Annotated in this window: 11 protein-coding genes; 10 read left to right on the top strand and 1 reads right to left on the bottom strand. The window is 71.7% G+C overall.

What is annotated here, in order from left to right:
- The first annotated feature begins 59 nt into the window (after positions 1-59).
- From AB0E90_RS28800 to AB0E90_RS28815, 4 genes are all read left to right on the top strand, one after another.
- Positions 60-2,960, top strand: a complete 2,901-nt coding sequence (locus tag AB0E90_RS28800) for an AAA family ATPase (RefSeq protein ID WP_360412354.1) — start codon at positions 60-62, stop codon at positions 2,958-2,960.
- A complete protein-coding gene (locus AB0E90_RS28805) occupies positions 2,957-4,171 on the top strand; it encodes a hypothetical protein (protein WP_360412357.1) in 1,215 nt (404 codons plus the stop codon). The genes AB0E90_RS28800 and AB0E90_RS28805 overlap by 4 nt, the downstream gene beginning before the upstream one ends.
- Positions 4,172-4,285: 114 nt before the next feature.
- A complete protein-coding gene (locus AB0E90_RS28810) occupies positions 4,286-4,759 on the top strand; it encodes a hypothetical protein (RefSeq protein ID WP_360412360.1) in 474 nt (157 codons plus the stop codon).
- Positions 4,760-5,005: 246 nt separating this feature from the next.
- Positions 5,006-6,115 (top strand): chondroitinase-B domain-containing protein, encoded by a 1,110-nt coding sequence (locus AB0E90_RS28815; RefSeq protein ID WP_360412363.1) that lies wholly within the window; start codon positions 5,006-5,008, stop codon positions 6,113-6,115.
- 46 nt (positions 6,116-6,161) lie between these two features.
- On the opposite strand, the gene AB0E90_RS28820 is transcribed toward AB0E90_RS28815, so the two are convergent.
- Entirely contained in the window at positions 6,162-6,590 is a 429-nt protein-coding gene (locus tag AB0E90_RS28820) for a hypothetical protein (protein ID WP_360412366.1), read from the bottom strand.
- A gap of 81 nt (positions 6,591-6,671) precedes the next feature.
- Between AB0E90_RS28820 and AB0E90_RS28825 the strand changes: the two genes are divergently transcribed.
- The 6 genes from AB0E90_RS28825 (at position 6,672) to AB0E90_RS28850 (ending at position 12,545) form a co-directional block, all read left to right on the top strand.
- A complete protein-coding gene (locus AB0E90_RS28825; protein WP_360412369.1) occupies positions 6,672-7,070 on the top strand; it encodes a MarR family transcriptional regulator in 399 nt (132 codons plus the stop codon).
- Between the two features lie 87 nt (positions 7,071-7,157).
- Positions 7,158-8,267, top strand: a complete 1,110-nt coding sequence (locus AB0E90_RS28830; protein ID WP_360412372.1) for a histidine kinase — start codon at positions 7,158-7,160, stop codon at positions 8,265-8,267.
- Positions 8,264-8,935, top strand: coding sequence for a response regulator transcription factor (locus tag AB0E90_RS28835; RefSeq protein ID WP_360412375.1), 672 nt, complete (start codon positions 8,264-8,266; stop codon positions 8,933-8,935). Before AB0E90_RS28830 ends, AB0E90_RS28835 begins: the two co-directional genes overlap by 4 nt.
- 77 nt (positions 8,936-9,012) lie before the next feature.
- Complete coding sequence (locus AB0E90_RS28840; protein WP_360412378.1) at positions 9,013-10,542, top strand: tannase/feruloyl esterase family alpha/beta hydrolase; 1,530 nt, start codon at positions 9,013-9,015, stop codon at positions 10,540-10,542.
- A gap of 273 nt (positions 10,543-10,815) precedes the next feature.
- Positions 10,816-11,121 (top strand): class I SAM-dependent methyltransferase, encoded by a 306-nt coding sequence (locus AB0E90_RS28845; protein WP_360412381.1) that lies wholly within the window; start codon positions 10,816-10,818, stop codon positions 11,119-11,121.
- Positions 11,122-11,354: 233 nt separating this feature from the next.
- Complete coding sequence (locus AB0E90_RS28850; RefSeq protein WP_360412567.1) at positions 11,355-12,545, top strand: YncE family protein; 1,191 nt, start codon at positions 11,355-11,357, stop codon at positions 12,543-12,545.
- Position 12,546 lies beyond the last annotated feature (1 nt).

The following is a 12,546-nucleotide window of genomic DNA, read 5'->3' on the forward strand; positions in this document are numbered from 1 at the left end:
GCGAAATCGCGCCGGTAGCGTCCCTTTTCGACAGTCGAGGCGACGTTGGGGGGACGACGATGCGACTGCTGTGTCCCACCGTGGTCGGGCGCGGCCCGGAGCAGGACCTGCTCACCGGTCTGCTCGCCGCGACCGTGGCGGGCAGCGGGAGCACCGTGTTCCTGACGGCCCCGGCCGGCGTCGGCAAATCCCGGCTCACCCGCGAGGCCCAGTCGCACGCGACCGGCCTCGGCATGATCGTCATCCGCGGCCGCGCGGCGCCCTCGGTGCAGTACCGGCCGCTGACCGAAGCACTGCTCGGCCTCCAGCGGCAGGTCGGTGCGGCCGAGCCGGCGGAGCTCGCCCCGTACCGGGCGGCGCTGTCCCGGCTGGTGCCGGGCTGGGGTGCGGATCGGCCGGAGGTGGCCGACGATCATCCGATTCTGCTCGCCGAGGCGGTCCTGCGGCTGCTGAGCGGCCTCGCCGCGGGCCGGGGCTGCCTGCTGATCCTCGAGGACCTGCACGACGCCGACGCCGACACCCTGATGATCGTCGACTACCTCGCCGACAACGTCGGCAGCGAGCCGGTGATGGTGCTGGCCACGATGCGGCCGGAGACGGAAATCATGACCATGGCGTACGCCGCGGAACAGCGACACGCCGCGGTCGTACGGCGGATGGCGCCCCTCGACGACAGCGTCGTCCACGAGATGGGCGCGGCGTGCCTGGGCGTGCCACCCGCGATGATCCCGGTCGCGGCGCTGGACCGGATCGTCAACTCCGCGGGCGGCGTCCCGTACTTCGTCGAGGAGCTGCTCACCGCCATGGTCGACGACGGCACGCTGGTCCGCAATGGCGACGGGTGGTCCGCCGCGACCACCGCGGCCACGCCGGTGCCGGCGGCCGTCCGGGCCGGCGTGATCGAGCGCACGCGGCGGCTGCCGGCACACACGCGCCGGCTCCTGCTGATCGCATCGGTCTACGAGCAGCCCTGCCCCGGCGCGTTGCTCGGCGCGGCGGCCGGCCTCGACGAGACCACCCTGATGGACGGCCTGCGAACCGCCGTCGAGGCCCAGCTGCTGGCGGTCGACGGCGCCTCGGGCCACTACACGGTCCAGCACGCCCTGGTCGGCGAGGCGCTGCGCGCGGCGACGCTGCCGGAGGACCTCGCCGCGCTGTCCCGGCTGGCCGCGGCCGCGATCGAGGCGACCTTTCCCGATCGGGCCGACGAGTGGTGTGTCCTGGCCGGGCGGCTGTGGCAGCGGGCCGGCGACAACGGCCGGGCCGCCGAGTTGTTCCATCGGGCCGCCCGGCGCGCGGCCGAGCAGGGCGGCGTCCGCACCGCGATCGCCCTGCTCGAACGCGGGCTGGAGCTGGCCGACGGCGATCCGGCCGCCGCCGGTCCGACGTCCCGCATCGTCGAGGCCCTGCTGGAGATGCTCGTGGTGGCCGGCGAGGTGTCCCGGGCCCGCGAGTTCGCCGCCCGCCTGGACCGGCACGCCACGCCCGAGGAACAGGCCGCCGTGCGGCTGCGGCTGGCCCGGGCCGCCCTCACCGGCGGCCACCGGGAGGAGAGCCGCCGGGATCTCGCCCGGGTGCGGTCGCTGATCGAGCACCGGCAGGGCGACGCTCAGGAGGCGGCGGTCGACGTGGTCGCGGCCCGGATCGCGGTCACCGACAGCGACGCCGACCGGTTGTCGCGCGCACAGCGGCTGGCGGAGCGTGCACTGCGGACCGCCGAGCGGCTCCCGCTGCCGGAGATCGCCTGCGAGGCCCTGGCGGTGCTCGGCTCCTGCGCCCGGGTGCACGACCTCGGCCTCTCCGACGAGCTGTTCGACCGCGCGCTCACCCTGTCCGAACAGCACGGACTGACCCTGTGGCGGATCCGGTTCCTGTTCCAGCTGGGCGCCAACGCGGCGATCCGGCACGCGGACCCGGGCGGCCTGATCGCGGCCCGGGACACGGCGCTGCGGGCCGGCGCGCTGATCACCGCGCTGAACGGCGACGCCGAGCTGTCCGTGCTCTACGTCAGCCGCGGCGACTACGAGACCGCGAGCCGGTACGCGCGCCGGTGCGAACTGACCGCGCACCGGCTGGGCCTGGCCGACCTCCGGCTGATCGCCCTCGGCCTGCGCATCTGCGCGGCCGCCCATCAGGGCCGCCGGTCCGAGGTCACCGACCTCCACGCCGAGTATGAACGGCTGGGCGGCCGGCACTGCGGATTCACCCCGGCGCTGACCGGCTTCGGCCTGGCGCTCTGCTCGCTGTTGGAGGAGGACCACCCCCGGGCGTACGCGGAGATCACCTCGGCCGCGGCCGAGGAGTTGCACCGGCCACCCGAATACCTCTCGCTCGTCCACGGGCTCCACCTCGCGCTCACCGCCATCGCCGGCGCCGCAGGCTGGGCCGAGTACGACGCGATGGCCCTGTCCGCCCGTGGCCAGGCCGGCTGGAACCGGCTCTTCATGCTCGTCGCCGGCGCGGTCCTGGCCGGGCGGGACGGCGACGGCGCGCTGGCCGAGCGGATGATGACCGAGTTCGAGCAGGTGTCCACGCCGTACCCACTCGGTCGTCATCTTGGTTTGCGTCTGGCGGCGGAGGCCGCCGTGATCGACGGCTGGGGCCGCCCGGCGCCGTGGCTGAGGACCGCTGAGCAGCATTTCCACGCGGCCGGCAGCCCTCGGGTGGCGGACGCCTGCCGCGCGTTGCTTCGCCGCACCGGCGAGACCGTGCCGCAGCGGCGGGACGGCGTGGGCGAGATCCCGGCCGCGCTGCGCCGGGTCGGTGTCACCGCCCGCGAATATCAGGTGTTCGAGCTGGTCGCCGAACGGCTGACCAATCAGGAGATCAGCCAGAAATTGTTCGTGTCGCCCCGCACCGTCGAGACACACGTCGCCCGGCTGCTCGCCAAGACCGGCCTGCCCGACCGGGTAGCCCTGGCCCGGCATGCCGACCAATCGGCCTTTGGAGGTCACCCGTGAATTCGGCCCGAACCCGGTTCCGCCGCCGTGCCGCCGCTCTGACCGGGCTGCTCGCTCTCGGATCGCTGCTCGCCGTGGCGCCCGCCTACGGCGCATCGCTCCCCCGGATCTGGTGGGACGCCGCGTCCCCGGCGACGAAGACGTCCGGTGAGCTGACGGCCGTCACCGCCCGGTCGGCCACCGACGTGTGGGCGGTGGGCGCGGGACACCTGGGCGACGACGAGTCGCATGCGGTCGTCCACCACTGGAACGGCACGGTCTGGCAGACGGCGCCCGAGGTCGCCTCGGAAGTTCTGGTACGGCTCACCGGGGTCGCCACCCTGCCGTCCGGGGAGGCCATTGCGGTGGGCAGCGAAACGTCCGGCCTCCGGACCACCCCGCTGATCCAGGAGTACGCCGCCGGCGGCGGCGTGGCCCGGGTGCTCCCCGGCCCGATTCCGGCCGAGGGCGGCGCGTGGCAGGGCATCGACCTGCGATCCGCCACCGACGGCTGGGCCGTGGGCGTGTCCGGTTCGCTGGTCGAAGGCGAACCGGCCCGGACACTGATCGCGCACTGGGACGGCACCGGCTGGCAGCAGGTGCCGAGCCCGAGCCCCGGCACGCTGAGCAGCCGGCTGACCGCCGTGACCGCGGTCGCCGACGACGACGCGTGGGCGGTCGGCGAGGTCCGGAACACCGGCGACGCGGTGGTCGCGAGATCGCTCCTGCTGCACTGGGACGGTTCGATGTGGAGCCAGGTGGACAGTCCCGACCCCGGCGCCGTCCGCACCACCTTGCTCGCGGTGGACGCCGCCGGCCCGGGCGAGCTGTGGGCGGTCGGCTACACCCTCGACACCGTGACCGACGACCCGGACCCGGACGAGTTGCTGCACGCCGTGGCCCTCTACCGCGCCGGCGGAGCGTGGCGGGTGCTGCGCTCCTCGCAGCCGACGGCCACCGAGTTCACCGGCGTCGTCGTGACCGCGCCGCGGGAGGTGGTCTTCGCCAGCTACCGGCTCGTCTCGGGCGCGGAGAGCACGAACATCGAGGAGTGGCACGGCGGCGCCCTGGCCCCCGACTCGATCAACCCCGGCACGTCGGGCAACGAACACATCGGCTCGGCGCTCAGCGGCATCGCGGCCGAACCGGGCGGCGGCCGCCTGTGGGCCGTCGGCTGGACGGCGAACGGCTTCACCGGCGTGCAGCAGCCCTACAGCCTCCGCTCCCAGTGACCACCACCCGCTCGCAGAGTAGCCAGATGACAGCATCAAACACTCCGGCAGTACGCCGTCACCCGTGGCCGGGAGTTGGGAAACAGCCGCCCCCAAGCGCCCTAACCTGGGGACATGTCGTACGTCGCCAGCCGTGACGGCCGCCGGAATCGCAGCGCCGCACGCCGAACTCCCGCCGTCCCCGACCGGATCGACAAACTGCATGGCAACGGCCTCGGCGTCCTCGAGGTGCCACACCACATGAGCTGCGGCCACGCCAGCCGCCGCCGCTACGACCTGGAGGACCCAGCGCAACTACGGCACGCCTACGAACAGGTCCTGTGCGAGGCGGCCGGCTGCCGCGAGGTCGAGGATCTGATCAACCCGGCCACGCTGCGGCGCGTGTGGCGCGACCTGCACCTGCCCTCCCGCGTCCGCGAGGCCTGGGAGACTCAGCACCCGAGCCTGCGCCGCACGGTGAACCGCACCAGGCCGGACTCCGCCCCGGACCGGGAACCCACCACCAGGCCGCCCACGCCCGGGTTCACCCGGCGAGGCCGGGCCCAGGTCGTCCGAAACACCACCATCCGGTCCGGCGCCGCCCGCTGAGCCCCTGTCCACAATCAGCCGAGAGGGCGGCGCCGTGCGGTACGCTTCGTCATTGACGTAAGTCAATGTAACGACCTCCCCGACGTGGCGCACATCGTCGCTCCCAAGCCGATGTTCGTTCTCGACGGCGGGCAGGATCGGCTCCCCACCGAAGCTGCCGGATGGCCACGCCCCGATGCGTGCCAGCCGGTTTGTCCTGCCGCAGCGGGGAGGGGTCAGTCCAGCCCCCCGAAAGGAACCCGCACCATGAGAACCATGCGGACCGTCCTCGCCGCATCGGCCGCCGCCGCCATCGGCCTCGTCCTGCTCTCCGCCCCGGCGTACGCGGCCACGGTCGTCGTCAGCAATGTGACCGACCTGTCCAACGCCATCAAGAACGCCACCGCCGGCACCGTCATCCAGGTCCGCGCCGGCACGTACTACCCGACGGCCACGCTGCAGTCGACGGCCAACGGCACCTCCTCCTCGCCGGTCACGCTCACCGCGTACGGCTCGGAGGTTGTCAAGATCAGCGGTACCAGCCTCCCCAGTGGCTCCTGGATCTTCAAGCTCACCGCCGACTACTGGAACGTCTCCAACATCACCTTCCAGAACTCGCCGGACAGCGCGGTCGTCTGCACGTCCTGCATCGGCACCAACTGGAACAACATCAAGACCATCAACGGCGGCGACTCCGGCTTCACCCTCACCGGCGACGGCACCTCGAACAACACGGTCAAGAACATCGACTCGTACGGCAATTACGACGCCGCCGAGCACGGTGAGAACGCCGACGGTGTCGCTATCAAGTTCGGCTCCGGCACCGGCAACCTGGTCACCGGTGCCCGGCTCTACAACAACTCCGACGACGGCATCGACCTGTGGTCGTTCTCCTCGCCGGTCACCATCGAGCACACCTGGTCCTTCGGCAACGGCAAGAACCGCTGGAGCGACTCCGCCTTCGCCGGCGACGGCAACGGCTACAAGCTCGGCGGCGACGGCGAGACCGTGGCGCACGTCGTGAACAACTCGGCGGCGTGGGACGACGCGGGCAACGGCTTCACCGAGAACTCCAACAAGGGCGCGATCGTCATCAACCGCACCACCGCCTACGCCAACGGCAACTACGGCTACTACTTCGCCACCAGCTCGGCGAAGCTCGGTAAGAACCTCGCCGTGAGCAACGGCAGCGGCTCGGTGACCAAGGGCTCCTCGGTCACCTCGTCCGGCAACAACTGGGACAGCGGGATCAGCACCCCGTCGTTCCTCTCGACGGACGCCACCACCTGCTACAACGCCCGCTCGTCCAGCGGCACCCTGCCCGCCACGACGTTCCTGACGACGGGAAGCAGCACCATCGGCGCCACCATGAACTGATCGTCGACGACGGCCCCCGGTTCCCGGGGGCCGTCAGCACCTCGGCTCAGGGGACGAAAACCAGGCGGTCGCCGGTCTCGCTGCTCCACTCCTGGCCGATGGCGGCGAGAGGTACGGCACCGGCCCGCACCTGCAGAGTGCCGGCCGCCGGCGTCGCGGCGGGTTCCGGCAGCTCGGCCATGAAATCACGCGGGGTGACGGAGCCGATGCCGCTGCCGACGATCTGCAGCCGGGCCGCGCGCAGGGCGACGGACGGGATGGCCGCGAGCTCACCGGCGATCGACCCGATCCGGATCCAGGTCAACGGGACGTCACGGTCCGCACGGGCAGTGAGAAGGGGAAGCATGGCCTGCGCCGACGGGTCACCCCACGCGTAGTCGAGCACGACGTCGGCGTCGGCGGCCCGTACGGTCGGCGAAGGTACCGAAGCTCGTGTCGTCGAGCGCGGCGTAACGCAGGTTGCCCTGCGGGTCACGGACCACCGCGTCGGCGCCGGGGACGATCGGGAAGGTGCCGGTGCTGCTGTAGTGCGTGCCGTCGCAGCAGTTTTCAGGTGATGGGAGTGCTGACCAGGATCGGCGCTGAGAACGACCTGTCGCTGACGCAGCTGCGGGTGCTCGGCATCCTGCGCGATCGCCGCGCCCGGGTGACCGACCTGGCGCTCTTCCTGGGCGTGGACAAGTCGTCGATGTCCGGCCTGATCGACCGCGCCGAGCGCCGCGGCCTGATCGGGCGCGACCAGAATCCTGCGGACCGCCGCGCGATGGACGTCTTCCTGACTCCGACCGGCCTGGATCTGACCCAGCGCATCTACGCCGAGACCCGCAACGCCTTGGCGCCCGCCACTCAGGCCCTGACCCCGGAACAGCAGCAGACGCTGGTCACCTTGCTGGAACCCACCCTGATCGGCTCAGCCGGCCCCGGCCCTCTGAAGCCGAGACCCCAACAATCCTGACCGGGCCTCCGGTCCGCCCCGGGGATGAGTGGCCGATCGGTCCTGGGACCGATGACCGCCGTGGGCCGGGCTGCCTACGATCGCGGCGTGCACAATCGGTCCCGGATCAGCGGCGAGCGCCGCACCGCCAGCGCCGTCGCCGCCGGGTTGTTCGTGGTCGTCGGGTCGCTGATCGTGGTCACCCCGGGCGGTCCCGGCTCCCCCACCGGCCTCGCGGCTGCCTTGGCGCTGGCGGCCGTGCAGGCGGGCAGCGTGGTGTGGATCCGCCGGTGGCCGGAGGCGGCGATGGCGGCCGCGGTCGTGGCCGGCGTCGGCATCGAGGCGCTCGCGCCGGAGGTGGGCTGGCTCGGCCAGGTGGCGGCGGTCCTGGCCTGCTACGCGCGGCTCCGGCCGCCCCGGCAGTCGCTGTGGGTGCTCGCGCTGCTGGTGGCCGGCACCCCGTGGAAGCTGGCCGGGGGCGACTGGCGCAACCTGCTGCTGGCCGTCGCCGGGCCGGCGCTGGGCTGGGCGCTGGGTGAGCTGGGCCGCACCCGCGGGCTGCGCCGGGCCGACACCGAGCGCCGCATCCTCACCCAGGAACGCGCGCGGATCGCCCGCGAGCTGCACGACGTGCTCACCCACACGGTGTCGGTGATCGTGGTGCAGGCCGGCGCGGCCGCCGACGTCTTCGAGACCCGGCCCGATCTGGCCCGCAAGGCGCTCGGCGCGATCGACGTGGCGGCCCGGTCCACACTGGCCGAGCTGCGGGTGCTGCTGCAGACGATGAGCGCCGGCCCGGAGCCCGAGCCGGATGCGCCGCAGCCCGGCCTCGGTCAGCTCGGCGCCCTCGCCGAGAGCCTGCGGGCGACCGGGTTGCGGGTGGAGCTCGACCAGCCGCCCGGCGCGGCGCCGGCCCTGCCCGCGGCGGTCGACCTGTCGGCGTACCGGATCGTGCAGGAGTCGCTGACCAACACGCTGCGGCACAGCCAGGCCACCCGGGCGCGGGTGATCCTGCGCCACGAGCCGGGCTCGGTGCGGCTGGAGATCAGCGACGACGGGCCGCCGCGACCGACCGGCCGGGTCGACGGGTCCGCGCGGCGCGGCATCGTCGGGATGCGCGAACGCGCCCGCCTGCTCGGCGGCACGCTGGAGGCCGGGCCGTCGCCGGACGGTGGGTTCCGGGTGCGGGCCGATCTGCCACTAAGGTCCGTCGGGTGAGCATTCGGGTTCTCATCGCCGACGACCAGGAACTTGTCCGGGCCGGCTTCAGCATGATCATCGACAGCCGGCCCGATCTGGAGGTGGTCGGCGAGGCCGGCGACGGTGTCGAGGCGGTCGCGCTGGCCAAGAGCCTGCGACCCGACGTGGTGCTGATGGACGTGCGGATGCCCCGGATGGACGGCATCGAGGCGACCCGGCAGCTCGCCGCCCTCGGCAACCCGGCCCGGGTCGTCATCCTGACCACCTTCGACCTGGACGAGCCGGTGTTCGCCGCGCTCCGGGCCGGGGCCAGCGGTTTCCTGCTCAAGGACACCCGGCCCGACGACCTGGCCGCCGCGATCCGGGTGGTGGCGCGCGGGGAGGCGCTGCTCGCGCCGACGGTCACCCGGCGGCTGCTCGACCGGTTCGCCGGCGAGCTGCCCGGCGGCGCCGCCCCACCCGCGCTCGACCCGCTCAGCGACCGCGAGGTCGAGGTGCTGACGCTGGTCGCGCGGGCACTGTCCAACGACGAGATCGCCGAGCGGCTGACGCTGAGCCGGGCCACCGTCAAGACGCACCTGTCGGCGATCCTGTCCAAGCTCGGCCTGCGCGACCGGGTCCAGGCCGCCGTCCTCGCGTACGAGTGCGGGCTGGTGCGGCCCGGCACGGCTCCGCCCCAGGGATGACCCGGATCCCGGTCCCTGGACCGATCCGCCGCCACCCGCCGAGCCCCTAGCGTTCCTCCACAACGGAGGGACAACTGATGATCCGATCAATGATGGCGATCCTGACCGCCGTACCGATGATGCTCGGTCTTTCGACGACGGCCCGGAGTGACCCGCCCGCGGCGAGTTGCAGCAAGCTGGTCTCGGCCCGGCCGCCGGAGGCGACGGTGACGTCGGCGACGCTGATCACCGTGACCATCGCCGAGCAGCAACTGCCGTTCTGCGAGGTGAAGGGCGTGATCCAGCCGGCGACGCACTTCACCGTCCGGCTGCCGGTCAGCGGCTGGACCGGTCAATACGTTCAACAGGGTTGCGGCGGCCTGTGCGGGGAGGTGCCCGGGCTCGACCTGCCGCTGTTCGGCTTCAGCTGCGCGGCCGCGCTCACCGGCAAGCTGGTGCTGGCCGCCGACGACACCGGGCACACCGGCGACCCGGAGCGCTCCGACCCGGCCACCTGGGGCGCCGATCCGCGGGCCCGGATCGAGTTCGGGCTGCTGTCCGAGCATCGGCTGCGGCACGTCGCCGACGCGGTGATGACCGCCTATTACGGGCACGGGCCATCCCACCGTTACTTCGACGGCTGCTCGACCGGCGGCCGGCAGGGGCTGAACCTGGCCCAGCGGTTCCCGGCCGACTTCGACGGCATCCTGGCCGGCGCCCCGGCGAACAACCTGGCGCCGCTCGCGCTGCTCAACACTTGGGTGGCGACCCGCAACACGGACGCCGCGGGCGGGCAGATCCTCGGCCCGGCCAAGCTGCCGGCGCTGCACGCGGCCGTCCAGAAGGCATGTGGCGAGGTGATCCAGGACCCGCGGCGGTGCGGCTTCCAGCCGTCGTCGCTGGCCTGCCCGGCCGGCGTGGACACCCCGTCGTGCCTCACCCCGGCGCAGGTCCGGGCGGTGACCGACTTCTACCGCGGCCCGCACGGCCTCTACAACGGCGGAATGCCGTACGGCTCGGAGCTGGGCTGGCAGGACCAGTTCGTGGTCTCCTCCGGCTCACCGCTCAACGGGTTTGCCGGCCAGATCGCTCTGAACTGGTTCCGCTACCTCGCCTACCCGCGTAACCCGGCCACCTTCAGCCTGACCGACGTGCAGTTCACCAAGGCCACGTTCGACCGGCTCAACGTGCTCGGCGACGCGATCTACAACGCCAACAACCCCGACCTGTCCGCGTTCCGGTCCCACGGCGGCAAGATCATCCTCTACCACGGCTGGGCCGACCCCTCGATCCCGCCGTTCTCCACCGTCGACTACTACGCGGCGGTGCAGAGGCGGGGCGGCAGCCAGTCGTACTCGCGGCTGTACATGATCCCGGCCGGCTACCACTGCCTCTTCGGCCCGGAGGCATCCGAAAACCCGTCCGAGATCGGCGTACCGGAACTGCTCCAGCCCCTGATCGACTGGGTCGAGCAGGGCGTGGCACCCGGGGTATTGAACGTCCCCACATTCGACCCCGGCTACCAGCTGATCCGCGACCTGGACGTGGCGCCGTTCGACGCGCTGGCCCCGGTGCACGCCGCACCCGCCAGCCTGAACGCGAACTACCACTACGTGGGCCGTTATTAAGCACCGGCACGCTTACGCAGTAGCTACTCGCGGTTCGCACGACCACTACTGACCTCGCGCCTCGCTGTGGACCGGCCGCCGGATCGGACGGCCGGTCCACACGTCTCCGGCGACCCCGGACCTGTCCGCACCTCGCCCCGCCACCCGAGTGATAACCGATGGTGCGAAGTCGTTGGTGCCAGCCAGGATGGGCCAACCTCATCGCGCATGGTCGGGGCAGCAACGGAAAGGAGGGGCGCTCGATCGGCAAGGCGGAAGCGTGTTGGAGCTCGGGTGCGGCACGGGGCACAAGCTGATCCCATCGCGGCCGACGGGCGGTCGTGCGTCGGTCCGAATTTTTCGTCGGACATGCTGGCTGAGGCTCAGCGTAAGGCGGAAGCGCGCGGCCTTGCGGTGGAATGGATACCGGGCGACATGCGGGCCTTCGATCTGGGCCGCACCGTCGACTTCGTGTTCATCATGGCCAATTTTCTGCTGCATCTCGTCGAGCGCTTCGGCGACTGGACGCGTCGACCGTTTGCCGCCGATTCGCCGCTTCAACTCGGCGTCTGCGACCTCCACCGCGCCGCCGCCGGGTAACCGGTCCGGTGCCGTCCCGGTTGGCTTGTCGGCGAGGGACAACGGGCTGCCGAGGCATTGGCGGCCGCTCTCTATCGGCACGAGACCTGGTGCTGGTCAGATGGTGTTGCTGCGCGGCAGGCGCGGGCCCGCAGCGGATCATTTTTCATCCCCGGAGGTGGCCGATGACCGCACGATCAGCGTCGAGTTCGCGTGCCCGCGTACGTAAGGCAGCCGTCGGTTTTCTCGGCGTCATGCTGCTGCTTCTGCCGCTCGGTGCGGCGTCGCCGGCCGCTGCGGCTGCCTCGCTGCAGCAGGTCATGTTCGTGGGAAACAACTGGGACGGCACCGTCGACGTGATCCACTCAACCGGCGACCTCGCCCGCATCGGACGGATCGACGTGGTGCCGGACAAGCAACAGCGGCTCTGGGAGATCTACTTGAATCCGGTCGCGCTCGGCTTCTATCTCGGTATCCAGCAGGGACCGGGCGAAGGGCACGACCAACTGGTCGACGACATGTACACCACGCCTGAGGGGGACGCGCTCGTCGTCTCTCGGCCGAGCTTCGCCGACGTGGTCTCGATCGATCTGGCGACCGGCGCGCTGAAGTGGCGGTTCCCGGTGTCCGGCTACCGCGCCGACCACATGGCGGTCTCGCCGGACGGCACCATGGTGGCGGTCTCCGCCTCCACGTCGAACAAGGTGCACGTGCTGAACATTCGTACCGGTGCGCAGATCGCCGCCCTCGACGCCGGGGACAAACCACACGAGAACATCTTCACCAAGGACGGCCGGTACCTGTGGAACATGTCGATCGGCGAGGTGAACACGTCGCTCGACGACCCGGCGTGGGACTGGACCAAGGGTGACCGGCACATCACGATCATCGACACCCGCACGTGGCAGGTCGTGAAGACCATCGACATGCGGTCGCGACTGGACGCGTTCGGCCGCTCCGACCTCTCCAACGCCGTCCGGCCGGCGGTCTTCTCGCCGGACGAGTCCAAGCTCTACTTCCAGGTCTCGTTCTTCGCCGGGGTGGTCGAGTACGACGTGGCCACTGACAAGGTCACCCGGGTGGCCGACATGCCGACCAGCCCGGACACCGACCCCGACCGGACCACCTGGGTCAACGACTCCCGGCACCACGGCCTGTCGATGAACCCGGACGGAACGAAGCTCTGTGTGGCCGGGACGATGGACAACCTGGCGATGGTCGTGGACCGGGCCACCCTCACGCCTCGCACGCCGGTTGCGGCGAGCAAGCCGTACTGGGCCACGGTCAGTGGCGACGGCAAGGAGTGCGTGATCTCCGAGTCCGGTGCTGACCAGGTGACGGCGATCGACTTCGCCACCGGCCGGAAGGTCGCCTCGGTCGGGGTCGGCCACCACCCCCAGCGTGTCCGGATCGGTCGCATCGCCAGTGGCTGGACCGCACCGTGAG

Source organism: Actinoplanes sp. NPDC026619 (assembly GCF_040638295.1).
Classification (GTDB): domain Bacteria; phylum Actinomycetota; class Actinomycetes; order Mycobacteriales; family Micromonosporaceae; genus Actinoplanes.

Excerpts from the sequence above, each read along its gene's own strand:
- AB0E90_RS28800 (WP_360412354.1), top strand. The coding sequence starts at position 60 with ATGCGACTGCTGTGTCCCACCGTGGTCGGGCGCGGCCCGGAGCAGGAC.
- AB0E90_RS28810 (WP_360412360.1), top strand. The coding sequence starts at position 4,286 with ATGTCGTACGTCGCCAGCCGTGACGGCCGCCGGAATCGCAGCGCCGCA.
- AB0E90_RS28815 (WP_360412363.1), top strand. The coding sequence starts at position 5,006 with ATGAGAACCATGCGGACCGTCCTCGCCGCATCGGCCGCCGCCGCCATC.
- AB0E90_RS28825 (WP_360412369.1), top strand. The coding sequence starts at position 6,672 with ATGGGAGTGCTGACCAGGATCGGCGCTGAGAACGACCTGTCGCTGACG.
- AB0E90_RS28840 (WP_360412378.1), top strand. The coding sequence starts at position 9,013 with ATGATCCGATCAATGATGGCGATCCTGACCGCCGTACCGATGATGCTC.
- AB0E90_RS28850 (WP_360412567.1), top strand. The coding sequence starts at position 11,355 with ATGCTGCTGCTTCTGCCGCTCGGTGCGGCGTCGCCGGCCGCTGCGGCT.